Below are 26,233 nucleotides of genomic sequence, written 5' to 3'. Positions count from 1 at the left end.
CGCTACACCGAGCGGCTGGGCGAAGCGGGCATCGAGCCGTCGGTGGGCAGCAAGGGCGACAGCTATGACAACGCCCTGGCCGAGACCATCAACGGTCTCTACAAGGCCGAGCTCATCCATCGCCGAGCGCCTTGGAAGACGAAGGAGGCTGTGGAGTTCGCGACGCTCGAATGGGTGTCCTGGTTCAACCACCATCGCCTGCTCGAACCCATCGGGTACATCCCGCCCGCAGAAGCCGAGGCAAACTACTATCGGCAACTCGCCAGTCAGTCCACCGCGGTGGCGGTCTGACTTAAACCAAACAGCCTCCTTGAAAACCGGGGCGATTCATTGGCGATGGCCTGGCTGAACCCCACGGCTTGACCATGCGCGGCAAGGGTGGTCTCAAAGACGATCATTTCTTGCAGCTTCAGTCGCTTCCTAACCGCGGTGATGTCATCCACCACGGCCGTAGAGAACTCCTCATTCCGCAGCCACACGCCAACAAACGCGTGTCCTCGCGTGAAAACCAACAGGGGGTTCAGATGAGCCTGTTCCAGGCATGCCGCAAACATCAGTGCGAGGTCCAAGCAAGTGGCCAGCCCACTGTCCAGCACCTGAGATGGACTGCGAACCTTTTGCCCGGTATGTTCAAAGCTGGCAGGGGGCAACGCATAGTTGAGCTTTCGTTGCAACACCGAAGTCCAGATGCCTGAGGCCAGTTCCCAAGCTCGTTTTGCACCGTGCGTGTATCCATCGATCGAACCGGACTTCCCACTGGACTGAAGTGCCTGTGCAGCCCCTTTGAGCAATCTGTCTACAGACTGATCATTTGGCTGGACAAACGCCGCCACCATTTCGGGCAGGTGTCCAATACCTCCCCACTGATTGCGAGCCAAGAGTTCCACTGAGGATTCATGGGTTGCAAGGGGGGCATCCGGTGTTGTCTCGCTACGCAACTCAAACTTCAAGGAAGCCGTCTCGGCCTCGGTCAAGCGCGAAAGCAGCGCCCCATCAAGTTGAACATCAAGATCACGCAGATGGTAGGTCTCACCGGCCCCCACGGACTCCAGATGCCAGACCCGCGATTTCACGAACGGCGGATCAGAAACCAGCTGAACCGATAAATCGAAAACCGGCGATGCCGTATCGTTGACGACAGCCAACTCAGTCAAAGCAGGTACGGCGTTCTGGAAGGCCGCAAGGTTCAGCTTCCTTGCCGCACTGACCTGTAAATGCAGGGTTGGTGAAAGCACCCCTGAGATGAGTGAAGTTTGTGGTGATTCAACTTCTACAGACTGACCTGACTCCCTTGTCATGCACGTTCTCCTTGTCGCCCATATTGTGCGACGCGTTGAACCGACCAAGAATTTTTATCGGCTTAACCTTGCATGAATCAATAAAATCCAGGTCCCAAAATCACCGCTCGAGTCATATGTGACACCCGGTAACAATCGGGTCTCATAGACGTGAACTGCGGACACCAACATGAAGGCTGCCTGCTGCCTGTTACCACTCCAAGTGGAGGCATAGTTTTCACGATTTACAGAATCTACTTGCGCCATCGATTTCTCAATCGGCCTCAACTACTGGGTGATACCTGATACCCCAAATCCAATTTTCATATGCCCAAAGGGCCCGAAGCCTTATCCCTCAAACCGCCCTAACCCCAGCCGCCACCCGACTCCCCCCATCCACCACCAGCGCAATCCCCGTCACAAACGAGGCATCCGGCCCGCACAAAAACAGGCAGGCCCCTGCCATCTCATCCGCACTGGCCATGCGGCCCAGGCCGATGCGGGCCACGGTGCGCTCGCGGGCTTCGGCTTCGGTGATGCCGAGTTCTGCGGCCATCTCGGCCATTTCGGCGGCGGCCATGGGGGTGTCTACCCAGCCGGGGCACAGGGCGTTCACGCGGATGCCCTGGGGGGCGTAGCTTTGGGCGGCCGAGCGGGTGAGGGCCACCACGGCGGCCTTGCTGGCGGCGTAGCTGGCCGAGTCGGCCCCGGCGTTGAAGGCGGCCACCGAGGCGATGTTGACGATGCTGCCTGCGCCTTGCGCCTGCATGGCGGGCAGCACGGCGCGCATCACGCGCAGGGTGCCCTTGAGGTTGATGTCGTGCTGGCGGTCCCACACGGCGTCGACGATGGTGGCGGCGCTGTCTTTGGCGATCACGCCGGCGGCGTTGACCAGGATGTCGATGCGGCCATGGCGGCGCAGCACCTCGGCCACGGTGGCCTGCACCTGTTCGTCGCGGGTCACGTCGCAGGCCAGGCTGTGCGGGCCTTCGGGCTGGGGCCAGCCGCAGGGCAGCACGGTGGCGCCCTCGCGGGCCAGGCGGCGGGCCACGGCGGCGCCGATGCCGGTGGCGGCGCCCATCACCAGGGCGATTTGATGGTTGAGGGGCAGCATGGGGTGGTTCATGGGGTCAGGCCTCGTTGGTGGCGCGTTGCAGTTCGCGCTCCAGCACCTCTTCGACGGGCACGGGGCTGAACAGGGGCAGCTTTTTGACGTAGCGCGTCCAGACGGCGGCGTAGAGCGCGGTCAGGCCCAGCATCACGCCGAAGGGCACATAGATGTCACGCGGGTTCATGTTGGGCGGGGTGATGAACCAGATGGCGATGGCGATGCCGGCCGAGGCCAGCACCTGGGGCAGCGGAAACCAGGGCGAGCGGTAGGCGCGCATCAGATCAGGGCGGCGCAGACGCAGCACGATGACCGAGGCGTTGACCAGCAGGTAGGCAAAGCCCCAAGAGCACACGGCGGCCAGCACCAGCGGCATGATGCGGTCCAGGTCGCCCTGGATCAGCAGGGTGTGGGCGATGGGGATGGCCACCGACACCACGATGCCGAACACCGGGCTGCCATAGCGGGGGTGCAGGCGGCCGAAGATGGCGGGCAAGGCACCCTCGCGGGCCATGCCGCACAGGATGCGCGGCAGCCCCGCCATCAGGGTGTTGATGGTGGCGGCCCCGGCCAGCAAGAAGGCGATGCCGAGCCAGAAGCGGCCGGCCGGGCCCATCAGGGTCTGGGCGAACACGGGGATGGCGTCGGGGGTTTCGAGCAGGTGCACCGTGCCCTGGGCATCGAGCGGCACGTTTTGCACCTGGCGCGCCATGGCGGCGCCCCAGATGACCATGCACAGCCACACCAGCACCAGGCCCAGCATCATGGCGCGCGGGATCAGGCGGTGCGCGCGCTTGAGCTCGGGCGCCAGCGGGGTCACAAATTCGCCGCCCAGAAACATGAACATGGCCATGCCCACCAGCGACATGACCGAGTAGAAATCGGTGCCCACCTGCGACTGGCCAAAAAACCCATCGAGCGCCACCACGGGGGCCTGCACCAGGCCGCTGATGCCAAAGCACACCAGGGTGACCCACATGCAGAAGGTGAGCACGATCTCGACCTTGGCAAAGGCGGTGATGCCGAAGTAGTTGAGCAGGCCGAACAGCAGCACCATCACCACGCCCACGGCCCAGGTGGCGTGGTGGTCGACCAGCAGGCCGTGCAGGGCCGGAAAGTTCACGGTGGCCATCACGCCGCTGAGGATAGTCTCGGCGGTGCCAGCAAACACATGCACCAGCATGTAGGCCGCCAGGGTGCCGGTGATGGCCCAGAAGCGGCCCAGGCCGCAGGCGATGTAGTCGTACACCGATCCGGCCGTGGGCAGCATGGCGGCGGCCTCGGCAAAGGTGGTGGCCTGCAGCTGCATCAGCACAAAGGCGATCCCCATGGCCAGCAGAAAGCTCACCCCGCCGATCGAGAAGCCGGCCGTGGCCGTGAGGATGACCGGGCTGGCCATGACCAGGCCCACCGCCGTGGCCAGCGCGGTGGGGAAACCCACCACGCCGTGGTCCAGATGCGCTTGCAGTCGTTGATGAAGAGAGTTCATGTCAGGGCCTTGCTGGCTCAAGCGGGGGTGGTTTCACTGAAAAACGGGCTCTCGGGCAGGGTGGAGCCGCCGTCCACCACCAGGGTCTGGCCGGTGACGTAGCGGGCTGCCGGGCTGGCCAGGTAGCACATGGCGTAGGCAATGTCTTCGGGCCGGCCCAGCTCGCCGGCCGGGATGTGGGCCGCGATGCGCCGCGCGCGCTCGGGGTTGGAGAGCAGGCTGCCGCCCTGCTTGGCAATGTAGCCGGGCTCGACACCATTGACGGTGATGCGCTCGGGTGCCAGCTCCAGCGCCGCAGCGCGGATGAAGCCATTGACCCCGGCCTTGCTGGCCGCGTAGTGCGCCGCCCCCGGCATGGCCACGCGCGGCCCGGTGACCGACGAGGTGACCAGGATGCGCCCGCCGCCCTGCCTGCGCAGGTGCGGCAGCGCGGCCTGCGTGAGCCAGAAGCAGGCCTGCAGGTTGACGGCCAGGGTGTGGGCCAGATCGGCCTCGCTGAGCTGCTCCAGCGACGACCAGGGGTTGACCGCGGCGTTGTGCACCACGATGTCGAGCGCGCCAAAGCGGGCCACGGCCTCGGCCACGGCGTGCCGGGCCTCGGCCGGCTGGCCGATGTCGCAGCCCATGGCCTGGGCCTGGCCCCCCTGGGCCTCGATGCCGGCGGCCACGGCGGCCCCGGCATCGGCTGTGCGGTTGGCGATCAGCACCCGGGCGCCAGCCCGCGCCATGACCTGGGCGATGGCCGCACCGATGCCGCGCCCGCCGCCGGTGACCAGGGCCACACGGCCTTCAAGGCCAAACTCGGGCAAGCCAGACGCTGGCCGGAGCACCGCTTGGGCTTCGCCACCGGTGCTCATGCACACACCTCTTGCACAAACTCGGCAAACACCGCGTTGTGGCGGTCCACGTCGTCGCTGCGGGTGCCGGGGCAGCACAGCATCATGTTGTGGAAGGGGGTGATCAGCACGCCTCGGTTCATCAGGTACAGGTGCAGCAGGGCTTCCAGATCGGGGTTGCGGTGCTGCTTCACGTCGCTGGCGTTGCGCGGGGCATCCAGGGCGAACAGGGTCTCGACCCGGGCGCCCACACAGGTGGCGTGCCAGGGCAGGCCGTGGGCCGCGATGGTGGTGTTCACGCCCTGTTGCAGGCGCTGGGCCAGGCCCAGCATGCGCTCGAAGGCCTCGGGGGTGAGCACCTCGGACAGCACCGCCCGCATCACGGCCACGGTGAGGGCATTGCCCGCCAGCGTGCCGCCAAAGCCGGCGTGGGCGCTTTGGCGCACGGTGGGCGGCACCTTGGGCAGCACCTGCCAGACCTGCTCGGCCGTGGCCTGGCTCAGGCCGAAGGCCGCGGCCGGGATGCCACCCGCAATGGCCTTGCCGACCACGAACATGTCGGGCTCCAGCCCGTGCAGGGCGGTGTAGCCGCCGGGGCCGCTGCTCAGGGTGTGGGTTTCATCGATCAACAGCAGGGTGCCGGTTTCGCGGGTGAGGCGGCGCAGGGCCTCGTGGTAGCCGGGGTCGGGGGCGATCATGCCGTAGTTGGTCATGGCCGGCTCGGCCAGCACGCAGGCCACATCGCCCTGGCGCAGGGCGGCCTCCAGGGCCGGGATGTCGTTGAACTCGACCACGCGGCTCAGGGCGTCGTGCGGAAAGAAGTTGTGGTGGATGTTGTTGCGCATGTGCACCTCGCCGTCGCGCAGCTCCACATGGGCCTCTTCGACGCTGCCGTGGTAGGCGCCCGAAAACACCAGCACGCGGGGCCGGCCGGTCACCATGCGGGCCAGGCGGATGCAGGCGCGGTTGGCATCGCTGGCCGAGGTGGTCAGGTTCCAGTACGGCAGGCCGAAGCGGCGCGCCAGCTCCTGCCCCACCCAGTCGGCATCGCCGCCGGGCAGCATCAGCGAGGTGCCGATGCGGGCCTGGCGCGTCATGGCCTCGACGATGGCGGGATGGCCGTGGCCGCACATGCCGCCGGTGTCGCCCAGGCAGAAGTCGACATAGGGGTTGCCGTCGACATCGGTGAAGCGCACGCCGTAGTCGTGCGGGCGGTCGGCCACGTAGATGGGCCAGCCGCCGATCCAGCGGCGCATCCAGTGCGAGGGCGCCCCGTACAGCCAGCTTTGGTTGCCCTGCTGGTACAGCGCCTGGCTGGTGGCCCGGGTGCGGGCATAAAGGGCTTGTTCTTGCTGCATCAGGCGGGCCACGCGGGCCATGCTGACGCCATTGAGGGTGTCGGTCATAAGGGGTGATTCAGGAAGGCTTGGGGACGGGCGGCTGAGCGGGCTTCAGGAGAGTGAGGGCGTGGCCAGGCCGAGCAGGCCCAGGGCGGCGGCAAACGAGGCGCGGGGCTGCATGACGTCAAACTGCACGGTCTGCCAGCCGGCCCGTTGCGCGCCAGCGATGTTGCGGGCCTGGTCGTCGACGAACACGCAGCGCTCGGGCGGCAGGCCCAGGGCCTCGGTGACCAGGGCGTAGGCGCGCGGGTCGGGCTTGAGGACCTGGGTGTAGGTGGCGTCCACCACCACTTCAAAGCAGTCCATCAGCGGCAGGCGGTGGCGGAAGTCGGCGCCGTAGAACAGGTCCAGCTCGTTGGACAGCACGGCCAGCCGGCAACCCGCGGCCTGGGCGGCCTGGATGGCGGCCACCGCCTCGGGGCGGATCACGGCCTGCACGTCGGCCCCGCGGGCGCGCTGCACAAAGGTTTCCATGCGGTCCCAGTGCTCGCCCAGCAAGGCGCCCACTTCGCGGGTGCGCTGCATCCAGTAGTCGCGCTCGGTGATGCGGTCGGCCTGCATGTCTTGCCACAGCGGATCGCTGGCCGGGTCGAAGGGGCCGCGCCAGCGCAGGGTGCCGGGCGGCAGGCCCAAGGCCTGCTCGGACAGGGCATGGGTTTCAAACAAGGTGCGGCTGATGACGCCGCCAAAGTCGAGGACCAGGGCTTGAGAGGTCATGGTGGGGGCAAAAAGGGGGTGGGTGCTCAGGCTGCGGCCAGGGGCGCGCTCAGAGGGGTGGTCGAGGGCGTGGCCTGGGGGTTGGGGATCAGGCCCTCGGCCAGCCAGGCGTCAAACACCTGCAGGGCGGCCTCGGCAAAGGCCGCATCGTTGATGTGCGCGGGCAGCGCCTGCAGCCGGGTGCCCGGGGCCACGCTGGCCTGCAGCTCGTCGACCAGGGCGGCCAGGCCCTCGGGGTCGTGCAGGGGCTCGCCGGGGCGGTCCCAGCCTTCGATGCCCTGGGTGGGCAGCAGCAGCACGGTGGGGCCTTGCGCCTCGCCCAGGCGGGTGGTGATCTCGCGGGCCACGCGCCGGCGCATCTCGGGGCTGATGCTGATCGAGGACAGCAGGCGGTTGTGGGCGTGCTCGGCGCGGCCGGCATAGCCTTCGGGGCGGGGGGCCCAGGCGGCGTAGTCGACCATGTCGGTGGCGCCCGGGGCCACGATCTGCGGCACGGCGGCCCGGCCGGCGCCACGCAGCCGGTCGGCCCCGGCGGTGACGCAAGAGCCGGCCAGGTGGTTGACCAGCTCTTGCAACGAGAAGTCCATCACCGCCACAAAGCGGCCGCTGGCGGCCAGGGCCTCGAAGGCGCGCCCGCCCATGCCGGTGGTGTGGAACACCGCCAGCTCAAAGCCGCGCCGCTCCAGCTCGGGCTTGAGGCGCTTCATGTAGACCAGGGCACTGGAGCCCAGCGAGGTCATGCCCACCATGGGGCGCTGCCGATCCGGCGCCACCACGCTGTGGCAGGCCCCCATGACCGCACCCGCCGCCTGCGACAGGGCCGATTTGCACAGGCTGTTGAGGCCATACAGGCCGCCGGCCCACAGCACCATGATGAGGTCGGGCGGGATGCGCTCGGCCGGCAGCAGGTGCGAATAGGCGATGGTGGACAGCAGCACCTTGGGAAAACCCAGCGGCAGCGCGTTCATCACGTCCAGCGCAAGGTCGGTGCCCATGGTGCCGCCCAGGGCCAGCACGCCGTTGATGCGCCCCTCGGCCAGCAGGCGCTGGGCGATGACAGTGGCGCCGCGCGCCATCAGCACCATCGAGGTGTTCTCGTCGCCGCTGGCCATCACCTGCTCCAGCGTGACGCCGGCGGCCTCGGCCACCTGGTGGTTGCTGATGTCGGGCTCAAAGCCGCCTCGGCCCAGCACGCCCACGTCCAGCACCAGGGTGCGGCCGCCGGCCTGGGTGATGCCCTCGCGCAGGTAGGCCATCTCGTCGCTCTTGGTGTCGACGGTGCCGATGAGCAGGATGCAGGGGGGGGCCTTCATGGTGCGGTCTCCGGGGGGGTGCCGTGGCGGGTCGTCAAAACGGGGTCAGAGGGTTTTCTGGACGGCATCGAAGGCGGCCTCGAGGGTGTCGACCAGGTAATCGATCTCTTCGCGGGTGATGACCAGCGGGGGCGACAGGATCATGTTGGGGCCCGAGATGCGCACCATGGCGCCACGCTGGTAGGCCTCGCGGGCCACGCGCTGCGGGATGTCGCTGCTGCGGGTGAGCGGCGTGCGGGCCGCCTTGTCGGACACCATCTCGATGCCCACCATCAGGCCCACACCGCGCACATCGCCGACAAAGCTGTAGCGCTCGACAAAGGTGGCCATGCGCTGCTGGAAGTGCGCGCCCACCCGGGCCGCATTGCCGGGCACGTCTTCGGCCTCCAGCACATCGAGGGTGGCCAGGGCGGCGGCGGCGGCCACCGGGTGGCCGCTGTAGGTATAGCCGTGGGCCACGGTGCCCAGGCCGCCGCTGTCGGCCATGAAGGCATCGGACACCTTCTTGCCCAGGGCCGTGGCGCCCAGTGGCACGTAGCCCGAGGAGATGCCCTTGGCCAGGCACCAGATGTCGGCCTGCACACCCCACAGCCGGGTGCCGAACCAGGCGCCGCTGCGGCCAAAGCCGGTGACCACCTCGTCGGCGATCAGCAGGATGTTGTGGCGGTCGCACACCTCGCGCACCAGGGGCCAGTAGTTGGCCGGCGGCACGATGACACCGGCCGAGCCCTGCACCGGCTCGGCAATGAAGGCGGCAATGGTGTCGGCGCCCTGGAAGATGATCTCGCGCTCCAGCTGGGCGGCGCAGATGCGGCCCAGCTCTTCGGGGTCTTGCGTGAAGGCGTTGTGGTACAGCCAGGGCGAGTCGACATGGAAGCAGCCCGGCATCAGCGGCTCGTAGGCGCGGCGGATGTTGCCCAGGCCGTTGACGCTCATGCCGCCGAAGTGCACGCCGTGGTAGCCCTGCTTCAGGCTGATGAACTTGGTGCGTTCGGGCTGGCCCTTCACCTTCCAGTACTGGCGGGCGATCTTGAGTGCGCCCTCGACCGCATCGGAGCCGCTGTTGCCGAACATCACGGCGCCCACGTTGTCGGGCTCCATCAGGCGCACCAGGCGGGCCGACAGCTCGATGGCGCGCGGGTGGGTGGTGCCGCGGAAGGTGTTGTAGAAGGGCAGCTCATCGAGCTGGGCCACGATGGCGTCGCGCACCTGGCGGTTGCTGTGGCCCAGGTTGGAGCTCCACAGGCCGGCCACGCCGTCGATCATCTTGTGGCCGTCCACGTCCCAGATCCAGCAGCCCTCGCCGCGCGCAATGATGTCGGGCTGGGTCTGCTGCATGGCCCGCGGGTGGGCCATGGGGTGGAACAGGAACTTGGCGTTGTCTTGCTTGAGTTGGGCAATGGCGTCGGACATCTGGGTTTCCTTGCAGTCGAAATGGGGAGGGTGGATGCGCCGGGCTCAGGCCGGCACGCCCACGGTGATGGTCTTGATCTCGGTGTAGTGCAGCAGGCCCTCGGGGCCCATCTCCTGGCCGATGCCGCTTTCCTTCCAGCCGCCAAAGGGCATCTCGGGCTGCGACACACCGAAGTGGTTGATGCCCACCATGCCGGCCTCGATCTCCTGACCCAGGCGGTGGGCGGTGTGCAGGTCGCGGGTGAAGGCGTAGGCGCCCAGGCCGTAGGGCAGCGCATTGGCGCGGGCAATGGCCTCGTCCAGCTCGTCGTAGGGCTGCAGCACCGCGATGGGGCCGAAGGGCTCTTGCTGCTGCACCAGGGCGGTGTCGGGGGCGTTGGCCAGCACGGTGGGCTCGAAGAAGAAGCCCGGCCCGGGCACGCGGTGGCCGCCGCACAGCAGCTCGCTGCCCTGGTCGAGTGCATCGCTGACGAAGCGCTCCATGTCGTCCAGGCGGCGGGCGTGGCTCAGCGGGCCCATCTGGGTGGCAGGGTCCAGCCCCGAGCCCAGGCGCAGGGCGCGGGCGGCGGCGCTGAAGCGCTCGGCCCAGTCGGCGTACAGGCTGCGGTGCACATAAAAGCGGATGGGCGAGGCGCACACCTGGCCGGCATTGCGGAACTTGGCGGCCAGCGAGTTCTTCAGCGCAAAGAGCAGATCCGCATCGGGGCAGACGATGACCGGGGCATGCCCGCCCAGCTCCCCCGTGAAGCGCTTGACCCGCTCGGCGCACTGGCGGCCCAGCAGCTTGCCCACCGCCACCGAACCGGTGAGCGAGGCCTTCTTGATGGCGGGGTGGGCAATCAGCAACTCGGACACCTGGGCCGGGTCGCCGCAGACCATGTTGATGGCCTCGGGCGGCACACCGGCATCGAGAAAGGCCTGCACGATCAGCATGCAGGTGGCGGGGGTTTCTTCAGCGGGCTTGATGACCACGCTGCAGCCGGCGGCCAGGGCGCTGCCCAGCTTGCGCGAAGGCAGGTTGGCCGGAAAGTTCCAGGGCGTGAAGGCGGCCACCGGGCCGATGGGCTGGCGGATCACCGACTGGCTCAGGATGCCGGCCACGCGGGGCGGCACGATGCGGCCATACAGGCGCTTGGCCTCTTCGGCCTGGAAGTCGAGGATGTCGGCACACAGCCCCACCTCGCGCAGCGACTCGCTCAGGGGCTTGCCCTGCTCCAGGGTCAGCACCTCGGCGATGGCGCGGGTGCGTTCGCGCAGCAGCTCGGCGGTGCGGCGCACGATGGCATAGCGGTCTTGCGCCAGCCGCTCGCGCCACAGCTTGAAGCCGCGCTCGGCGGCCTCGGCCGCGGCGTTCAGCTCGGCCGGGCCGGCCAGGGGCAGCATGGCCAGCACCTCGCCGGTGGCGGGGTTGAGCACGGGGCGTTCGCCACCCGAGGCCCGGTGCAACCATTGCCCGGCCACATGCAGGGCGAGTTGGGGATAAGAGGGGGTCATGAGAGTCCTGACAAGTTCACACAGGGGGCCGGGCCAGACAAAGCAGGCCAGGCCGTTCGATCCGTTGAAGTCAGTGTGCGACGCCCACCCCGAGAGGCGTTATCGGTTTCGCGCAAGAAAAACCTAGGGTTAGTACCAGGGTCTTGGCAGAGCGGAAAAAGTGGACTGGCAGGCCGAAGCAAGCCATGTCAGCGCAGGCACGACATGGCGTGGCTGTTTCACCCGCAGCGACGCAGAGGCCACCACGGTGACGCCATGAAAACGGTTTGCAATGGTTTGCATTGGTTTGCTGAAACGCCGGACCGGGCGCTCAGCCCCAGATCAGCCCTGGATCAGCCACAACTCAGCAAAAAGCCCGGCGCTGCTGCTTCAGTGCAGGGCGGTCGATGCTGGCCGCCAGGGCTTCCATGTCGGCAGCGCACACGCCATGCGCCACAAAGTGCGGTACCCAAGCGTCAACCACCCGGGCCACCTCGCGCACCAGCTTCAGGGCCCGGGGCCGCTTGAGGCCGAACTCGCTCAAGCCGGTGAGGGCATTGTCCAGACTGGACTCGGCGCCCGCCTGGCCCACGGCCAAGGCCTGGTAGCCCAGGTTCTGCAAGGTGGGCAGCACGTCGTAGGCGGGGCTGAGGTCGTAATAGCCGTCGAGTGCCAGGCACACGCTGTGGTTGCGCTCATGGTCGTCAGTGTTGTCCAGCAGGATGTTGAAGACCATGCGTTTGAACAGCTCTTCGCGCTGGGCGACCTGGCGCTCGGGGTGGCCCAGGCGCAGCAACACCGTAGCCAGGTCGCCGTAGCTCTCGTGCAGCCCGGCCGCTCGCAGCAGCGTGCGGGCCGACAGGCAGTGCAGGCGGTACGGGCCTGCCCGATCAAAGCGCTGGATGGTCAGCGCGTGGCAGGCCCGGCCATGGCGCGGTGGCAGCGGCAACACCGCGGTGCCAGCGACGCGGATGCCCGCCTGGGCCGCCAGCGTCATGCTGGCGTGTTCAATCAGCGGGGTGTCGAGCGCATCGCCCAACTCACTGAATTTGATGACGCAAGGCCCGGCCCCGGTCTGCAGCAGGGCTTTGGGCTGGGCGCCCCCCAGGGTGACGCCGGGTTGCACCAGGCGCTGGATGTCGGGCGTCATGGGGGCCTGGGCCTGCACATCTTCGACGGCGGTACTCAACTGGGCCAGATCACGCAGCTGGGGGTAGGGCCCCAGGTGGCGGGGAATGTAGTGCTGCGCCGAGATCGACACCCCCAAGGCGCCAAAGCGGTCGTCGCCGGCAAACAGCAGCATCTCGAGGACGGACAGGCGTGCCGGGCGATCGACGAAGCGGATGATGCGTTCGCCCCAACGGTCTGGCCGGGCATCATCAAGGGCCCCGGGGGCACTGCCTCGCTCGCCCGCGCTGAAGACCTGGCCTTGGATCAGAGGCAGGTCTTCGCTCAAGGCAAAGTGCCACCAATCGGGCTGGTAGCTGAACGTGGCGCAGTCGGGTACCAGGGCCGACAGGCCCAGCGGGCCGACCAGGGTGGGCTGCGCGGGGTTCACCAGGGCCCACACGTACAGCTGCTCTTGCGGCACATAGCTGGTGGGTGTGACGCCTGGGCCCTTCATGCCGGGGGCTCCGTGGGCGGGGTGGCCATCAAGGCGGCCAAGCCTGCCGCATTGGCATTGCGGGGTCGGCGGGCGGTGCGCGGGGTGGGGGCGCGGGCGGGTGCAGGAGCAGGTGTCGCGCCGGGCTCCGCCACCCGCCAGGCCTGAACCGGGTCGCCTTGCGAAACGTTGCGCGGACGGGCCGCCTTGCGCGGGCCGCTCACCCGGCTGAGCTCGCGCTCCAGGGCTGCATGGTCGTTTTGCGGAGCGATCAGATCGGCCAAGCCCACGGCCGGGTTGACCAGCCACAGGCACATCACATACGAGGCCATGGCCACTGAGGGATCGCCCCGCTCGATGCGGGCCATGGTGGGCAGAGACACCCCCAGCTTGCGCGCCCACTGGGCCTGCGTTTCGCCACGCCGCTTGCGGGCGATCACGATGTTGCGGGCCAGCAGCTCGATCTGCTGCAGCACCGCCTGAGGGTAGTCAGAGGGGGGCGTGTTTTGCCTGGGCATTCATAGATGTTATCCAAATTTATGAAATAGACAACTCTATGAAGTATTTTTTTAAATCAAGAATGTGCAGAACAGATCACAAAAAATACAACATAGATATTGAATCTATAGAAATTTAAAAATATCTATGAATCAAACGTCTCATCAACTGCAGCGAGAAAAAGCCCCACGCAGCCCTGGTGCCAGAATGACCGGCCTGCCCCTCCTGGCAAGCCCCGGCTGAATCCAACAGTCGTTCTGGCCCATGAGAGGCCTGCGCGTTGAAGTTGTGCTGCAAATTCAGCGCGGGTGTCCAACACATGACGGGCGTGGACTGGGTTAATGTGAACAATGCTTGGCGCCATCCTGGCACCTGGTGCAGAACAAAACCCACACCCGAGGAGACAACATGGCCCGCACTGCCTTGATCACGAGCATCGCGCTCGCGGTACTCACCGCCTGTTCCACCATCGCGCCCCAGCAGGCCACCGTCGACCAGCATGTGCATGAGGCCCAAAGCCTGGCGGGCGACGACCTGAAGTTTCTGCTGCCGGTCTGCAACCCTCAGCCTGCCGTGCGCGCGGCACCCAGCCCGGCCATGGACGAGATGCTGACCAAGCTCATCCAGCAAACACCACCCGCGCCCGGGCAGGCTTTCGACAACCTGTACTACGTGGGCTCGGCCTGGGTCAGCGCCTGGGTGCTGAAGACCAGCGATGGCCTGATCCTGATCGACGCGCTGAACAACGCCCAAGAGGCCACCGAGCTCGTCGAGGGTGGCATGCGCCGCCTGGGCCTGGACACGGCCCAGATCCGCTACGTGCTGGTCACCCATGGTCATGGCGACCATTACGGCGGGGCGCAGATGCTGGCCGAGCGCTACCACGCACGCGTGGTGGCCAGCGAGATCGACTGGAAGATGATGGAAACCACGCTGGAGTTCGACTCCCGCCTGTGGGACCGCCCGCCCCGGCGCGACATCGCGGTGCGTGACGGCGACACCCTCACGCTGGGCGACACCACCGTGCGCTTTGTGATCACGCCCGGCCATACCCTGGGCACCATCACCCCGGTGTTTGAGGTGCGCGACAAGGGCCAGAAGCACACGGCCATGATCTGGGGCGGCACGGCATTCAACTTCGGCCGCGACATGGCCCGCCTCGACAGCTACATCGCCCAGACCGATCGCATGCGCCAGCTTTCGGGCCAGTGGGGCATCGACGTGCCCTTGAGCAATCACCCCGGCTATGACGGCACGGTGGCCAAGCTCAAGGCCAGGGCGGCAGTGCCGACAGGCCCCAACCCCTTTGTGAGCGGCCAGCCGGTGGTCGACCGGGCCATGCGCGTGCTCAATGCCTGTGCGCGGGCGCAAAAGGCACGGTTTCTGCTGACGGCAGACAGCGGGGCCAGAAACGGAACCGGGGTCGCCACGGCCACCTCGGATGCGCACACAGACCCCGACGAGCATGTGCTCGACGGCAGCCTACAGGCCCTCGGCCAAGGCCTCGATGCGGCTCCCGTCGCGTTCCCCCGCCTGGCTGCTGCGGCTGGCTTGGCCGGTTCGCCAACCCACCCCCTGGAGAATTGACATGGCCATGATGCTCTCCCGCCGCCTTACCCTGTGCACCGCGCTGCTGGCCCTGGCCGGCACCGCCCAGGCCCAGCTCTCTGACACCGAACAGGCCATCGTCCGGGCCGTGCAGCAGCGCACGCCGGCCGCGCTGGAGCTGCTGGAGAAGTCGGTGCGCATCAACAGCGGCACGCTCAACCCCGAGGGCGTGCGCGCCGTGGGCGAGCTGTTCCGGGCCGAGCTGGAGGGCCTGGGCCTCCAGACCCGCTGGATCGACATGCCCCCCGCCATGAAACGCGCCGGGCACCTGGTGGCCTCGCAAGAAGGGGGCAGCGGCAAGCGCGTGCTGCTGCTGGGCCACCTGGACACGGTGTTCGAAAAAGGCAGCTCGGTGCCGCTGTGGGAGCGCCGGGGCGACCGGGTGCGTGGCCAGGGCGTGAACGACATGAAGGGCGGCGACGTGATCATGATCGAAGCCCTGCGCGCGCTCAAAAGCGTGGGCGTGCTGCAGCAGGCCAACATCGACCTGATGTTCACCGGCGATGAAGAGCGCGCCGGCAAGCCCCTGCAGACCGCACGGGCCGACATGGTGGCCCTGGGCAAGCGGGCCGACTATGCGCTGTCGTTCGAGGGCAGCAACAAGCACCAGGGGGTGGACACCGCCAGCATCGCCCGCCGGTCCTCCGGTGGCTGGGTGTTGCACGTGAAGGGCAAGGCGGCGCATTCGATGGGCGTGTTCTCACAGGCATCGGGCTATGGCGCGGTGTATGAGACGGCGCGCATCCTGAACAGCTTCCGCGAGCAGGTGATCGAGCCCAGCCTGACCTTCAACCCCGGCCTGGTGTATGGCGGCACCGACATCGCCTATGCCGAAGACACCGCCACCGCCAGCGCCTTCGGCAAATCGAACGTGATCGCGCGCGACGCCGAGGTGCTGGGCGACCTGCGCTACCTCTCACCCGAGCAGGGCGAGCGCGCCCGCCAGAAGATGCAGGCCATCGTGAACACCGGCAACCTGCCCGGCACCTCGGCCAGCATCCGCTTCACCGAAAGCTACCCGCCCATGCCGCCCACAGACGCTGGCCGCCAGCTGGCCGCTCTGTACTCGCAAGCCAGCCAGGACGCCGGCCTGGGCCGCATCGACCTGCTGGACCCCGCATTCAGGGGGGCGGGCGATGTGCAGTTTGTGGCCCCCTACACCGTGGGCATCGATGGCCTGGGCGCCCAGGGCCGCGGCGCCCACACCGACGACGAAGACCTGGAGATCGCCTCGATCGAGCGGGGCACCATTCGGGCGGCGCTGCTGATTTATCGGTTGACGCGGTTGGAAACGGGGCAGTAAGCCCCCCCCTGCCCTCAGGCCAAGGCCACCAGCCGGTGCGTGCCCGCATTGAAGTGCACCACCGGGCTGGCCGGCGAGCAGGTGGCGCGCTTCACCTTGCCCACCACCAGGTGGTGGGTGCCCAGGGGCTGGGTCCAGACCACCTCGCACTCGAGGCTGGCCAGGGCATCGCTGAGCACCGGGGGCTGCGCCTCGGTCTCGGTCCAGCAGCCGGTGGCAAAGCGGGCCCGGCCCTGGGGGGCCTGCAGAAAACTGGACATCACCTGGTGGTGCTCCTCGCCCAGCACATTAGCCACAAAGCGCTGGCTGTTCATCAGGGGCTCGGTGAAGGACGAGGCCTGGTGGGCGAAGAAGCCGATCAGCGGCGGCTCGGCAGACACGGAGGTGAGGCTGGAGACGATCATGCCCGCCACGCCCTCGCCCTGGCCGGTGGTGACGGCGCTGATGCCCGCGGGCAGCGCACGCATGGCGGCCTTGAAATCGGCCACTGACACCACCTCATCGCCCTGAGCGTGGATCAGGTGGGCGCGCACCTCGCCGTGCTCGTCCACCCAACCGCTGCGCCGGGCGTAGTCCAGCATGCGGGCAAAGCCGGCCTCCCATTCGGAATCGCCGGCCAGGCCCGACATGAAGCGCAGCACCGAGGGCGCCACGCGCACGTGCTGCTCACTTTCGCGGTGGCCGATGCGCTGGATGGCGCGCTCCAGTGCTTCGGGCGGCTGGGGGTCGACCAGCACGTCCAGACGCTTGAAATCCTGCGGCTCACGCAGGGACACGGTGCCCGTGTTGGAGAGATGGATGCGCATGATGCAGGCCCTCCCGGCTCAGGCGGCGACGCTGAGTTCGCCCACTTCCTTGCGGATGGCAGGGATGATGCGCTCGCCCCACAGCTCGATCTGACGCAGCATGGTCTTCTGGTCGAAGTCGCCCAGTTGGGTCTGCAACGCGATGTGCTTGGGGCGCAGGATGCTGATCTCTTCGAGCATCTTGTCGATCACCTGGTTGACCGAGCCCACGGCCAGGTTCTGGCGCATCTGGTCAAAGCTCATGTCGGTGGGCGAGGGCTCCTCTTTCACCATGTAGCCGTCGTCGGTGTGGGCGCGGCGGTACTTCAGGCTTTCCGAGATGCGGCGCTGGAAGCGCGCGCAGTCCAGGTAGCTGTCGACTTCGGCCCGGTTGTCCGAAGCGAAGGCGCAGCGCAGGAAGCCAAACCGCACATCGCGGTCGAGGTCCTTGCCATTGTCTTCAGCCACCTTCTCCATGCGCTGGCGCAGGCTGACGATGGCGTCGTTGCCGCCCAGCAAGGCCGTGACAAACAGGTTGTGGTTCTCGCGCACGCCACGGCCCAGGGTGACGGGGTTGCCCGAGGTCACCCAGATCGGGGGCATGGGGTTCTGCACGCAGCGCACGGCGATCGAGCTGGGCGGCACGTCCAGGTGCTTGCCGTGGTATTCGAAGATGCGCTCGCTCAGGCCCTTGGGAATGATGTCGAGGAACTCATTGAAGATGGCGCCCGACTCTTCGATCTTGACGCCGAAGCGTTCGAACTCGAACTCCTGGTAGCCCGAGCCCACGCCCAACTCCAGGCGCCCGCCCGAGACCGTGTCCACAAAGCCCACCTCGGCCAGGAAGCGTGCCGGGTGGTAGAGCGGCAGAATGCACACCGCCGTGCCCAGGCGGATGCGCTGCGTCTTGGCCGCCACGTGGGCCACCATCATCAGGGGCGAGGGGGAGAGCGAGTAGTTGTTGAAGTGGTGTTCCGCGTACCAGGCGGTGTTGAAGCCCGCCTGCTCGGCGGCCACGGTCTGCTCGATCGAGTTCTGGATCACCTGTTGCGAACTTTGGTGATAACCGCGCTGCTGGGCCAGGATGAATACGCCGAATTCCATGAATGTCTCCTTGTGGTGTGGGTGGGTTTCTCGGGAATAATTCTAAAAACGCCCCTGCCCATGGGGAATGCATGAAAATCGCGGGTCTGTCCTGCGGAAAACGGAGAAGTGATGGATCGACTGCGTGCTATGGAATTTTTCCTGTCGGTGACAAAAACCCGAAACTTCTCCGAAACGGCACGCCAGTTCGGGGTTTCGGCCACGGCAGTTTCTCGCATGATCACCGACTTCGAGGACGAGCTGAAAGTCAAACTGCTGCTGCGCTCCACGCGTCAGATCGTGCTCACCGAATCAGGTGAGGAATATGCAGCGCAACTCGAAGGTATTCTCTGGAGCATTAATGAGGCGCACGCCAATATCACCGCCATCCGCCAGGCGCCCAAGGGCCTGCTGCGCGTGCACTCGCGCATGATGTTCGGCCTGGGGGTGCTGCCCACGCTGGTGGCGCGCTTTCGCCGCCTGTACCCCGACATCCACATCGAGCTGATGCTGTCCGAGACACCGGCCGACCTGCGGCGCGACCATGTGGACATCGATTTCCGGGTCTCGCCCCCGGTCGAGGCAGGCGTCAAGCGGCGCATCCTGTTCCGGGGCGAGCGCTACCTGGTGGCCTCGCCCAGCTACCTGGCCCGTTGCCCGGCCCCGGCCACGGCGCAAGACCTGCTGGCCCACGACTGCCTGGCCTACCTGCTGCCCGGGGGCGAGTACGTGTGGCACTTCCGGCACGAGGGCGTGCAGGAGGATCTGGCCTTCCAGCCCCGGCATGTGAGCAACAACGGCGTGGCCCTGCTGGAGCTGGCCCGCCTGGGCGAAGGGGTGGCCCTGCTCGACGACTACACCGTACACGCCGATCTGGAGCAGGGCAGCCTGGTGCGCCTGCTGCCCCACCTGCGCGTCAGCAACACCAGCTACGAAGAGGGCATGTACGCCACCATCCTCGACACCCCCATGATCCCGACCAAGGTGAGGCTGTTCCTGGACTTCGTGGCCGAGCAGGTGTCAGGCGAGGGGCACCGCTTCACGGCCCTGCACGCCGCTGCCGGCCCGGCCTGAGGGCGGATGCTCAGGTCGGGTTCGAAGGGGCGATGCGGCACATCGGCCGCAAGGCCCCGCGCCGCCCGAGGCCACCCACACGCAGCACCCGGCCGTCCAACTCGCCATCGGCCCGCAGGCGCCCGCTGTCCGAGATGGACGTGACATACAAGGTGTCCAGCGCCGGTCCGCCGAAGCACAGCGAGCTGGGGTGCGTCAGGGGCAAGCTCAAGTGCTGGCTTGGTTGCCCGCTGGCATCCAGACGCACCAGGGCCCCCGCATGCACCAGGGCCGTCCACAGGCCGCCCTCGTCGTCAAAACAGCAGCCATCGGGGGCCGAACCCAGGGCCCGGGTGTCGGCAAAGGGCTGGCGCAGCCAGGGCGTGCGCGGCGGCCAGGGGTAGCTGAAGATCTGGCGCTCTGAGCTGTCGCACACGAACAGGCGCCCGTCCTGCGGGTGCTGCACCGGGCCATTGACCACGCCGTAGCCCTGATCAAAGCGCAGCATCCGGCCCTGGGTGTCCACCCGGTACAGCCCCCCCAGCGGGGCCTCGCCGGGCGCCCGGAAGGTGTGCAGGGTGCCCACGCAGAAGCTGCCGTCGCTCAGGGCGGCCCCGTCGTTCAGGCGCAGATGCGGGTGCTGCTCCTCCAGCCGGCCCAGAGTCTGCAGCTGGCCGCTGGCCGGGTCGAACAAGACCACAGTCTCGTGCAGGGCCAGCACCAGCCGGCCATCGTGGTTGAGCGCGAATGAGCCCAGCGGCGGGGGCAGTTCGTGGCGCTGACACACAGCCCCCTCGCCATCCAGCGCCAGCAGCAGGCCGGCCCGGCTGTCGATCAGCCACAGGCAGCCACGCGCCGCATCCCAGACCGGGCATTCGCCCAGCAGGGTGCGCACGGCACCGAAGGGAAGGATGTCGGGCTGACCCACGCTGAGGTCGGAATCGGGCTGGGGCATGGCGGGGCGGGGGGCAGGTGGGGCGCAAGGCCGGAGCCACCGCATCTTAGGGCGGTACGCGGGGGGCCGGCGACCCCGAATCCGTACGTTTTTGCAGAACACATCCAAGCAAACAACCGTAATCAAGCTTGATGTTCCTCAATAAAATTTTTGCCAGACGTTCTAAGGCACGCAGACCCCGATCTGCATCAGGAGACAAATTTGAAAATCCAGCATTCACCGCCGTGTGAGGCCTTCGGCCGCGCCCAAGCCGGCATTTTGAATATCCCCCCCAATCCAATGGAAAAGGCCCACCATGACTGAAAAATGCGTGCGCCTGGAAATCAAGGGGAAAGTCGCACTGGTCACCCTGGACCGCCCCCCGGTGAATGCACTTAATCGCGAAATGCGCCGTCAATTGGTGGCCACATTCGATGAAATATCCGCTCGCGACGACATTATGTGTGCCGTCCTGACGGGCCAGGGATCGGTTTTTTGTGCCGGCGCTGATTTGAAAGATCGGCCCGATCCGGATATTCCGGGTGATTTTCTCGAACACAACCGCATCACGCGGGAAACCGGCCATGCGATCCGGGAATGTGCCAAGCCCGTGATTGCCGCAGTGAACGGCGCGGCCCTGGGCGCCGGCCTGGGTTTGATGGCGGCCTGCGACATCCTGTACGCCTCGGACAACGCCACCTTCGCCATGCCCGAGATCAACGTCGGCCTGGCCGGCGGGGCCTCGATGCTGCGCACCCTGCTGGGCCGCTCCACCTCGCGGCGCATGTTCTTCACCGGCCAGCGCCTCACCGCGGCCGACCTGCTGCGCCGCAATGTGCTCGAAGAAGTGCTGCCGCCCGACGAACTGCTGCCCGTGACCCTGGCCCTGGCTGCCGAGATCGCCTCCAAGGCGCCGCTGGCCCTGATCTACGCCAAGCGCGCCGCCAACATGGTGGATGTGATGCCCCAGCGCGATGCCTACCGCTTCGAGCAGGAGTTCACCCTGGCCCTGTCGCGCACCGAAGACGCCAAGGAGGCCCGCATGGCCTTCCTGGAAAAGCGCGCCCCGGTGTTCAAGGGGCGCTGAGCATGAGCCACCTGACCCACACCGGCCCAGGGGCCGGCATGGAGGCGTTTTTCCGCGCCCGCCGCATCGCCGTGATCGGCGCCTCGGCCGACCCGACCAAGATCGGCGGTCGCCCGGTGCACCTGCTGCTGCGCCAGGGCTACGCCGGCGCAATCTACCCGATCAACCCCAAAGGCGGAGAGATCCAGGGGCTGCCGGCTTACACCTGCCTGGCTGACACGCCCGAAGTACCCGAGCTGGCCCTGGTCGCCGTGCCCGCCGCCCAGGCGGTGGCCGCGGTGCGCGACTGCGCCGAACGCGGCGTGGCCGCGGTGACGGTGCTGTCGGCGGGCTTTGCCGAGGCCGGCGAGGCCGGGGCCCTCTGGCAGGCCGAACTGCGTGCCATCGCGCGCCGCCACGGCATGCGCCTGCTGGGCCCCAACTGCCTGGGCACGGTAGGCGTGGCCGACAAGGTGATCGGCTCGTTCTCGGTGGCCCTCGAAGACCACTACCCCGCCGCCGGTGCGGTGGGCATCGTCTCGCAGTCGGGCAACATCGGCAGCTACACGTTGCAGATCCTGTCGCAACAGGGCGTGGGCATCAGCCGCCTGATCACCACCGGCAACGAGGCCGATGTGGACCTGGCCGACGGCATCGCCGCCCTGGCCGAAGACCCGGCCACCCGCGTCATCCTGTGCTGCATGGAGACCTGCCGCGACGGGGACCGCCTGCGTCAGGCCCTGGACCTGGCCCGCGCCCGGGGCACCCCCGTGGTGGTGCTGAAAATCGGCGCCACCGAGCAGGGCCAGGCCGCCGCCGCCTCGCACACCGGGGCGCTGGCCGGATCGGACGCGGTGATCGACGCCGTGTTCCAGCGCCACGGCGCCTTGCGTGTGCGCTCGCATGAAGACCTGCTGGAAGTGGGCCAGGCCGTGGCCCAGCTGGCACCCACCCGCCTGCCACGTGAGGCCGCCGTGACGCTGATCGCCGCCTCGGGCGGCTTCGGCATCATGATGGCCGATGCCATGAGCCAGGCCGGCCTGGCCCTGCCCCCCTTGGCCGAGGCCACGCGCCAGCGCATCCTGCAGGCGCTGCCCGGCGCCGGCACGCACAACCCGGTGGACGCCTCGGCCCAGATCTCCAGCCGGCCCGACATCCTGTTCGAGGTGCTGTCGGCCCTGCAAGAGGCCCCGGGCCAGGCCACCACCGTGCTGTTCCTGTCGCTGGCGCTGTACAGCTCGCGCCTGCGCGGGGTCTACCTGGAGGCCCTGGGCCGCCTGCAGGCGGCCCACCCGGACCGCCCCCTGGCCATCATCAGCCGGGGCCCGGCCGATGCGGTGCGCCAGATCCAGGCCCTGGGCATCCCCGTGTTCAGCAACATCGACGCCGCCGCGCGCGGCCTGGCCGCGCTGGCCCGCCTGGGCGCACTGCAGGCGCCGGCCCCGGCCGAAGCCGCCGCAGCGCCGCTGCTGACCCAGGGGCCCGTGCGCCTGCCCGAGGCCAGCCTGCGCCATGAACACGGCGCCAAGCAGGCCCTGATCGCCGCCGGCTTCGAGGTGCCACAAGAGCGGCTGGTGCACAGCGCCGAGGCCGCCGTACAGGCCGCCGAGGCCATGGGCTACCCGGTGGTGATGAAGATCGTCTCGGCCGACATCGCTCACAAGACCGAAGTGGGCGGCGTGGCCCTGGACCTGGGCGACGCCGAGGCCGTGCGCTCCGCCCACGCCCGCATGCTGGCCAGCGTGGCCCGCCTGGCCCCCGAGGCGCGGCTGGACGGTGTGCTGCTCGCCCCCATGCTGCGCGGCGGCACAGAGCTGATTGCCGGGGTCTCGCGCGACCCGGTGTTCGGCCCCGTGATCATGGTCGGCATGGGCGGCATCTACGCCGAGCTGCTGCGCGACGTGGCCGTGCAGCCGGCACCGGTCGACACCGCGCTGGCCTTGCAGATGATCCGCTCGCTGCGCCTGTTTCCCCTGCTCGACGGGGCCCGGGGCCAGGCCCCGGCCGACATCGAGGCGGCGGCCCGCACCGTGGCCCGCCTGTCCGAGTTCGCCTGCCGCCATCAGGACCAGGTGAGCGAGATCGACCTCAACCCCATCCTGGTACGCCCCCGCGGCCAGGGCGTCGCCATCCTGGACGCCCTGATGCTGCCCACCCCCACCGAAGAGAAGCCCCATGCAGCGTGACCTCCCCCCCGGCGACCTCTCAGCAGACCACGCCACAGGCGCCCTGCCCCCACCCCACGCCTACCGCCGCCATGCGCGGGATTGGCTTGCAGCCCACCTGCCCGATCACATGCGCGCCGACAGCCTGGCCTGGCGCAGCCCCACGCTGGACGAAAGCCGCGACTGGGAAGCCGCCATGCACCGCGCCGGCCTGGCCGGCATGACCTGGCCCCAGGCCTACGGCGGCCACGGCCTGAGCCTGCGCGAGCACCTGGCGGTGAACAAGGAGATCGGCGCCTTGCCCATGCCCGAGAGCGTGGGCTCCATCGGCAAGGAGCTGGCCGGCCCCATCATCATGGCCGTGGGCACCGAGGCGCAGAAGCAGGCCTTTCTGGCCCCCATCCTGCGCATGGAGCAGTTCTGGTGCCAGGGCTTCTCCGAGCCCGACGCCGGCTCGGACCTGGCCCGGCTGCGCACCAAGGCCGTCGAAGAGAACGGCTGCTGGCGCATCAATGGACAGAAGATCTGGACCAGTGGCGCAGCCAAGGCCCACCACTGCCTGCTGCTCACCCGCACCGGCACGGTGGCCGACCGGCACCGCGGCCTGCTGATGTTTGCCGTGCCCATGGACACCCCGGGCATCCGCGTGGTGCCGATCAAATCCATCGATGGCAAGGAGTCGTTTGCCGAGGTGTTCTTTGACGACGTGGTGGTGCCCGACAGCGCCCGCCTGGGCGCGCCGGACGAGGGCTGGAGCGCCGCGCTGCGGGTGCTGGGCATCGAACGCGCCACCAACCGCATGTACCGGCCCTGGCGTTTTGAATGCGAGCTGGCCTTTCTGCTGCGCGCCCTGGCCTCCGACCCGGAGCAGGCACGCCAGCTGCAGGACGGCGGCGTGCAGCGCCGCGTGGGCGAGCTGCTGGCCGAGATCGATGGCCTCAAAGGCCTGGTCGAACGCACCGTGCAGCAACTGATGCAGGGCGAGAGCATCGGCGCGCGCGGCTCGCTGACCAAGCTGTTCTGGTCCGAGACCCACCAGGCCTTTGCCGGCTTTGCCCTGGGCCTGGTCAGCCAGATCGGGCCGCAATCGAGCCCGCTGGCGCAGCGCGCCCGCCAGGCCTTCACCCAGGCCTACCTGTTTGCCCGCGCCGAGACCATCTATGCCGGCACCTCCGAGGTGCAGCTGGACCTGATCGCCCAGCGCATCCTGATGCTATGAGCCCCTGCCCTCCTCCCCACCCGCAGGCGATGCGCAACGTGACGGAAGCTTGATATGAACACCCCCCTTCTTGAAGACCCCAACGCCGGGCTGCGGCCCGAAGAGTTTGCCGAGGCCGCCGAGGCTGCCATCAGCGATGCGCTGAGCCAAGCCCCCGAGGCCCAGACCGCCGTGCTGGCGGCAGCCGGCCTGTTCGGCGTGTGCGCCGATGAGTCCAGCGGCGGCCTGGGCCTGCCGCTGGACTTTGCCGTGCCCGTGGTGCAGGCCGCAGGGCGGCTGCGCCTGCGCATGGCCTTGGCCGAACAGATCGTGCTGGCCCGCCACCTGCCTGACGCTGCGCTGCGCAGCGCCCTGCTGGAAGGCCGGCAGCGCGCCGGCGTGGCCCTGCAGGGCCAGCACGGGCAGGCCTGGGTAGGCCATGCGCGCCACGCCGATCAGGCCCACTGGCTGCTGGTGCGCAGCCCCGAAGGTGCGGTGCTGCTGGACCTGACCCAGGCCCCGGCACCCAGTTGCCAGACCGACCGGACGCTGGACCCCGAGCACCCCCAGACCTGGTGGGATCTGTCGAACGCCACCGCGCTGGCCCAACTGGACACCGCCACCACCGAGGCCTTGTGGCACGACCTGGAGATCCTGCTCGCGGCCACCGCCCATGGCGCGGCCGAAGGGGCCCTGCAGGCCGCCATCAGCCACACCGGCACCCGGGTTCAATTTGGAGCAGCCCTGTCCACCCGCCAAGCTGTGCGCCACTGGCTGGCCCGCATGAAGCTCTACCACGAGGCCAGCGGTGCGGCCATCGCCCGCGCCTTGCAGCGCAACGAATGGGGCCAGGCCCGCAGCGGACGCAGCGCCCTGGCGCTGAACCTGCAGCACGGCGCCTTCATCATCGAGAAAGCCATGCACCTGCACGGCGGCATGGGCTTCACCTGGGAGCTGCCGCTGCACCGCGCCCTGCGCGAGCTGCGGGCCATCGATGCGGCGGTGGGCGCAGGCGGCCTGGCGCGCGGCCTGGGCCGCGATTTCATCGAGCAGCAGCAACTGAAGGAGGCCGCATGAGCACGGTCCCGGCACAAGACTTTGCGGGCCGCGTGGCCCTGATCACCGGCGCCGGCAACGGCATCGGCCGCGAGACCGCGCGTCAACTGGCCGCACGGGGCGCCGTGGTGGCCGTGAACGACCTCAAGCCCGAGTTCGTGGAAGCCGTGGTGGCCGAGATCCGGGCCGCCGGGGGCCAGGCCTTCGGGGTGGTGCAGAACATCGCCAGCCGTGAGGGCATCCAGGCCGCCGTGGCCCAGGCCCGCGAACAGGGCGGGCGCTTCGATGTGCTGGTCAACAACGCGGCCTGGGTGCGTTACCAGGCCGTGCCCGACATCCAGCCCGACACGCTGGAGCGCATGCTCGACGTGGGCTTCAAGGCCGTGATCTGGGGCACCCAGGCCGCGGCCGCCGCCATGGACCCCGAGCGCGGCGGCGCCATCGTCAACGTGGCTTCGACCGCCGCACTGCGCTCCACCCTGAACTCGGTGGTGTACTCGGGCATCAAGGCCGGCATCCTGGGCCTGACCCGGGCCGCCGCCGCCGAGCTGGGGGTGCGCCACATCCGGGTGAATGCGGTCTGCCCTTCGGCCGTGCCGACCGAGGGCACCCAACGCAACCGCAACGCCGAGCGCGACGCGCTGCGCATCGCCCGCACGCCGCTGGGCCGCCTGGGCACGGTGGAAGACATCGCGCGCGGCATCTGCTTTCTGGCCAGCGACCAGGCGGGCTTCATCTCGGCCCAGACACTGGCGGTGGATGGGGGTGTGACATTCACGAACTTGTGAATCCCCCCTGTGTCGCCTTCGGCGCCTTCCCCCCGAGGGGGACGACACCAGCGGCCTGGCGAAGCCA

23 protein-coding genes are annotated in these 26,233 nt (G+C 68.2%); 9 read left to right on the top strand and 14 right to left on the bottom strand.

The features are described 5' to 3' along the window. A partial coding sequence (locus L880_RS0123525; RefSeq protein ID WP_027477746.1) for an integrase core domain-containing protein occupies positions 1 to 291 on the top strand: 291 nt, incomplete at its 5' end. Here L880_RS0123525 and L880_RS0123520 read toward each other — a convergent pair. The 11 genes from L880_RS0123520 to L880_RS0123470 all read right to left on the bottom strand — a co-directional run bounded on the left by L880_RS0123520 (position 267) and on the right by L880_RS0123470 (position 13,147). Next, positions 267 to 1,298, bottom strand: a complete 1,032-nt coding sequence (locus L880_RS0123520; RefSeq protein WP_245615331.1) for a hypothetical protein — start codon at positions 1,296 to 1,298, stop codon at positions 267 to 269. The two genes, L880_RS0123525 and L880_RS0123520, sit on opposite strands and share 25 nt — an antisense overlap. 334 nt (positions 1,299 to 1,632) lie before the next feature. Beyond that, positions 1,633 to 2,403 (bottom strand): SDR family NAD(P)-dependent oxidoreductase, encoded by a 771-nt coding sequence (locus L880_RS0123515; RefSeq protein WP_027477744.1) that lies wholly within the window; start codon positions 2,401 to 2,403, stop codon positions 1,633 to 1,635. Between the two features lie 4 nt (positions 2,404 to 2,407). Further along, positions 2,408 to 3,874, bottom strand: a complete 1,467-nt coding sequence (locus L880_RS0123510; RefSeq protein ID WP_027477743.1) for an APC family permease — start codon at positions 3,872 to 3,874, stop codon at positions 2,408 to 2,410. Positions 3,875 to 3,891: 17 nt separating this feature from the next. Further along, complete coding sequence (locus tag L880_RS0123505) at positions 3,892 to 4,731, bottom strand: SDR family oxidoreductase (protein ID WP_084461593.1); 840 nt, start codon at positions 4,729 to 4,731, stop codon at positions 3,892 to 3,894. Then, the gene (locus L880_RS0123500) at positions 4,728 to 6,116 is read right to left on the bottom strand and encodes a transaminase (protein ID WP_027477741.1); all 1,389 of its coding nucleotides are present in this window, start codon (positions 6,114 to 6,116) and stop codon (positions 4,728 to 4,730) included. Before L880_RS0123500 ends, L880_RS0123505 begins: the two co-directional genes overlap by 4 nt. Positions 6,117 to 6,161: 45 nt before the next feature. Beyond that, positions 6,162 to 6,827: an HAD-IA family hydrolase gene (locus tag L880_RS0123495; RefSeq protein ID WP_027477740.1), complete on the bottom strand. Its 666-nt coding sequence runs from the start codon at positions 6,825 to 6,827 to the stop codon at positions 6,162 to 6,164. A gap of 26 nt (positions 6,828 to 6,853) precedes the next feature. Beyond that, positions 6,854 to 8,140, bottom strand: coding sequence for a Tm-1-like ATP-binding domain-containing protein (locus L880_RS33330; protein ID WP_043330396.1), 1,287 nt, complete (start codon positions 8,138 to 8,140; stop codon positions 6,854 to 6,856). A 45-nt stretch (positions 8,141 to 8,185) separates the two neighbouring features. After that, positions 8,186 to 9,553 carry an aminotransferase class III-fold pyridoxal phosphate-dependent enzyme gene (locus L880_RS0123485; RefSeq protein WP_019578266.1) on the bottom strand — a complete coding sequence of 456 codons (1,368 nt, stop codon included), beginning with the start codon at positions 9,551 to 9,553 and terminating at the stop codon, positions 8,186 to 8,188. Between the two features lie 45 nt (positions 9,554 to 9,598). Further along, complete coding sequence (locus tag L880_RS0123480) at positions 9,599 to 11,047, bottom strand: NAD-dependent succinate-semialdehyde dehydrogenase (protein WP_027477739.1); 1,449 nt, start codon at positions 11,045 to 11,047, stop codon at positions 9,599 to 9,601. 343 nt (positions 11,048 to 11,390) lie between these two features. Then, the gene (locus L880_RS0123475; RefSeq protein ID WP_027477738.1) at positions 11,391 to 12,650 is read right to left on the bottom strand and encodes a type II toxin-antitoxin system HipA family toxin; all 1,260 of its coding nucleotides are present in this window, start codon (positions 12,648 to 12,650) and stop codon (positions 11,391 to 11,393) included. Next, positions 12,647 to 13,147: a helix-turn-helix transcriptional regulator gene (locus tag L880_RS0123470; RefSeq protein WP_027477737.1), complete on the bottom strand. Its 501-nt coding sequence runs from the start codon at positions 13,145 to 13,147 to the stop codon at positions 12,647 to 12,649. The genes L880_RS0123475 and L880_RS0123470 overlap by 4 nt, the downstream gene beginning before the upstream one ends. Positions 13,148 to 13,535: 388 nt before the next feature. Between L880_RS0123470 and L880_RS0123465 the strand changes: the two genes are divergently transcribed. Together L880_RS0123465 and L880_RS0123460 are read left to right on the top strand one after the other, a co-directional pair. After that, on the top strand, positions 13,536 to 14,714 hold the full coding sequence (locus L880_RS0123465) for an MBL fold metallo-hydrolase (protein WP_245615329.1): 1,179 nt from the start codon (positions 13,536 to 13,538) through the stop codon (positions 14,712 to 14,714). A gap of 1 nt (position 14,715) precedes the next feature. Continuing rightward, the gene (locus tag L880_RS0123460) at positions 14,716 to 16,038 is read left to right on the top strand and encodes a M20/M25/M40 family metallo-hydrolase (RefSeq protein WP_027477735.1); all 1,323 of its coding nucleotides are present in this window, start codon (positions 14,716 to 14,718) and stop codon (positions 16,036 to 16,038) included. A gap of 14 nt (positions 16,039 to 16,052) precedes the next feature. On the opposite strand, the gene L880_RS0123455 is transcribed toward L880_RS0123460, so the two are convergent. Both L880_RS0123455 and L880_RS0123450 read right to left on the bottom strand, forming a co-directional pair. Beyond that, positions 16,053 to 16,844: a flavin reductase family protein gene (locus L880_RS0123455; protein WP_027477734.1), complete on the bottom strand. Its 792-nt coding sequence runs from the start codon at positions 16,842 to 16,844 to the stop codon at positions 16,053 to 16,055. Positions 16,845 to 16,862: 18 nt separating this feature from the next. Continuing rightward, complete coding sequence (locus L880_RS0123450) at positions 16,863 to 17,927, bottom strand: LLM class flavin-dependent oxidoreductase (protein ID WP_027477733.1); 1,065 nt, start codon at positions 17,925 to 17,927, stop codon at positions 16,863 to 16,865. 111 nt (positions 17,928 to 18,038) lie between these two features. On the opposite strand from L880_RS0123450, the gene L880_RS0123445 reads away from it, so the two are divergent. Continuing rightward, positions 18,039 to 18,980 carry a LysR family transcriptional regulator gene (locus L880_RS0123445; RefSeq protein WP_027477732.1) on the top strand — a complete coding sequence of 314 codons (942 nt, stop codon included), beginning with the start codon at positions 18,039 to 18,041 and terminating at the stop codon, positions 18,978 to 18,980. A 10-nt stretch (positions 18,981 to 18,990) separates the two neighbouring features. Here L880_RS0123445 and L880_RS0123440 read toward each other — a convergent pair whose 3' ends face one another. Next, a complete protein-coding gene (locus tag L880_RS0123440) occupies positions 18,991 to 19,914 on the bottom strand; it encodes an SMP-30/gluconolactonase/LRE family protein (RefSeq protein WP_084461591.1) in 924 nt (307 codons plus the stop codon). Between the two features lie 295 nt (positions 19,915 to 20,209). Here L880_RS0123440 and L880_RS0123435 point away from each other — a divergent pair, with 295 nt between their 5' ends. The 5 genes from L880_RS0123435 to L880_RS0123415 are packed head-to-tail and all read left to right on the top strand — an operon-like array spanning position 20,210 to position 26,166. Next, complete coding sequence (locus tag L880_RS0123435; protein WP_027477730.1) at positions 20,210 to 20,980, top strand: enoyl-CoA hydratase/isomerase family protein; 771 nt, start codon at positions 20,210 to 20,212, stop codon at positions 20,978 to 20,980. A gap of 2 nt (positions 20,981 to 20,982) precedes the next feature. After that, the gene (locus tag L880_RS0123430) at positions 20,983 to 23,145 is read left to right on the top strand and encodes an acetate--CoA ligase family protein (RefSeq protein ID WP_027477729.1); all 2,163 of its coding nucleotides are present in this window, start codon (positions 20,983 to 20,985) and stop codon (positions 23,143 to 23,145) included. Continuing rightward, positions 23,135 to 24,343, top strand: coding sequence for an acyl-CoA dehydrogenase family protein (locus tag L880_RS0123425; protein WP_027477728.1), 1,209 nt, complete (start codon positions 23,135 to 23,137; stop codon positions 24,341 to 24,343). Before L880_RS0123430 ends, L880_RS0123425 begins: the two co-directional genes overlap by 11 nt. A gap of 54 nt (positions 24,344 to 24,397) precedes the next feature. Continuing rightward, positions 24,398 to 25,399, top strand: a complete 1,002-nt coding sequence (locus L880_RS0123420; protein WP_051443548.1) for an acyl-CoA dehydrogenase family protein — start codon at positions 24,398 to 24,400, stop codon at positions 25,397 to 25,399. Further along, positions 25,396 to 26,166, top strand: a complete 771-nt coding sequence (locus L880_RS0123415) for an SDR family NAD(P)-dependent oxidoreductase (protein WP_027477726.1) — start codon at positions 25,396 to 25,398, stop codon at positions 26,164 to 26,166. The genes L880_RS0123420 and L880_RS0123415 overlap by 4 nt, the downstream gene beginning before the upstream one ends. Positions 26,167 to 26,233: the final 67 nt, after the last annotated feature.

Source organism: Curvibacter gracilis ATCC BAA-807 (assembly GCF_000518645.1).
GTDB classification, from domain to species: domain Bacteria; phylum Pseudomonadota; class Gammaproteobacteria; order Burkholderiales; family Burkholderiaceae_C; genus Curvibacter; species Curvibacter gracilis.
The sequence above is the reverse complement of the archived record's forward strand: the minus strand, read 5'-3'. Positions and strand labels throughout refer to the sequence as shown.

What these genes read in the sequence shown, in the direction of transcription:
- L880_RS0123520 (WP_245615331.1), bottom strand. Translation starts at nt 1,298, where the DNA reads ATGACAAGGGAGTCAGGTCAGTCTGTAGAAGTTGAATCACCACAAACT.
- L880_RS0123515 (WP_027477744.1), bottom strand. Translation starts at nt 2,403, where the DNA reads ATGAACCACCCCATGCTGCCCCTCAACCATCAAATCGCCCTGGTGATG.
- L880_RS0123510 (WP_027477743.1), bottom strand. Translation starts at nt 3,874, where the DNA reads ATGAACTCTCTTCATCAACGACTGCAAGCGCATCTGGACCACGGCGTG.
- L880_RS0123505 (WP_084461593.1), bottom strand. Translation starts at nt 4,731, where the DNA reads ATGAGCACCGGTGGCGAAGCCCAAGCGGTGCTCCGGCCAGCGTCTGGC.
- L880_RS0123500 (WP_027477741.1), bottom strand. Translation starts at nt 6,116, where the DNA reads ATGACCGACACCCTCAATGGCGTCAGCATGGCCCGCGTGGCCCGCCTG.
- L880_RS0123495 (WP_027477740.1), bottom strand. Translation starts at nt 6,827, where the DNA reads ATGACCTCTCAAGCCCTGGTCCTCGACTTTGGCGGCGTCATCAGCCGC.
- L880_RS33330 (WP_043330396.1), bottom strand. Translation starts at nt 8,140, where the DNA reads ATGAAGGCCCCCCCCTGCATCCTGCTCATCGGCACCGTCGACACCAAG.
- L880_RS0123485 (WP_019578266.1), bottom strand. Translation starts at nt 9,553, where the DNA reads ATGTCCGACGCCATTGCCCAACTCAAGCAAGACAACGCCAAGTTCCTG.
- L880_RS0123480 (WP_027477739.1), bottom strand. Translation starts at nt 11,047, where the DNA reads ATGACCCCCTCTTATCCCCAACTCGCCCTGCATGTGGCCGGGCAATGG.
- L880_RS0123475 (WP_027477738.1), bottom strand. Translation starts at nt 12,650, where the DNA reads ATGAAGGGCCCAGGCGTCACACCCACCAGCTATGTGCCGCAAGAGCAG.
- L880_RS0123470 (WP_027477737.1), bottom strand. Translation starts at nt 13,147, where the DNA reads ATGCCCAGGCAAAACACGCCCCCCTCTGACTACCCTCAGGCGGTGCTG.
- L880_RS0123465 (WP_245615329.1), top strand. Translation starts at nt 13,536, where the DNA reads ATGGCCCGCACTGCCTTGATCACGAGCATCGCGCTCGCGGTACTCACC.
- L880_RS0123460 (WP_027477735.1), top strand. Translation starts at nt 14,716, where the DNA reads ATGGCCATGATGCTCTCCCGCCGCCTTACCCTGTGCACCGCGCTGCTG.
- L880_RS0123455 (WP_027477734.1), bottom strand. Translation starts at nt 16,844, where the DNA reads ATGCGCATCCATCTCTCCAACACGGGCACCGTGTCCCTGCGTGAGCCG.
- L880_RS0123450 (WP_027477733.1), bottom strand. Translation starts at nt 17,927, where the DNA reads ATGGAATTCGGCGTATTCATCCTGGCCCAGCAGCGCGGTTATCACCAA.
- L880_RS0123445 (WP_027477732.1), top strand. Translation starts at nt 18,039, where the DNA reads ATGGATCGACTGCGTGCTATGGAATTTTTCCTGTCGGTGACAAAAACC.
- L880_RS0123440 (WP_084461591.1), bottom strand. Translation starts at nt 19,914, where the DNA reads ATGCCCCAGCCCGATTCCGACCTCAGCGTGGGTCAGCCCGACATCCTT.
- L880_RS0123435 (WP_027477730.1), top strand. Translation starts at nt 20,210, where the DNA reads ATGACTGAAAAATGCGTGCGCCTGGAAATCAAGGGGAAAGTCGCACTG.
- L880_RS0123430 (WP_027477729.1), top strand. Translation starts at nt 20,983, where the DNA reads ATGAGCCACCTGACCCACACCGGCCCAGGGGCCGGCATGGAGGCGTTT.
- L880_RS0123425 (WP_027477728.1), top strand. Translation starts at nt 23,135, where the DNA reads ATGCAGCGTGACCTCCCCCCCGGCGACCTCTCAGCAGACCACGCCACA.
- L880_RS0123420 (WP_051443548.1), top strand. Translation starts at nt 24,398, where the DNA reads ATGAACACCCCCCTTCTTGAAGACCCCAACGCCGGGCTGCGGCCCGAA.
- L880_RS0123415 (WP_027477726.1), top strand. Translation starts at nt 25,396, where the DNA reads ATGAGCACGGTCCCGGCACAAGACTTTGCGGGCCGCGTGGCCCTGATC.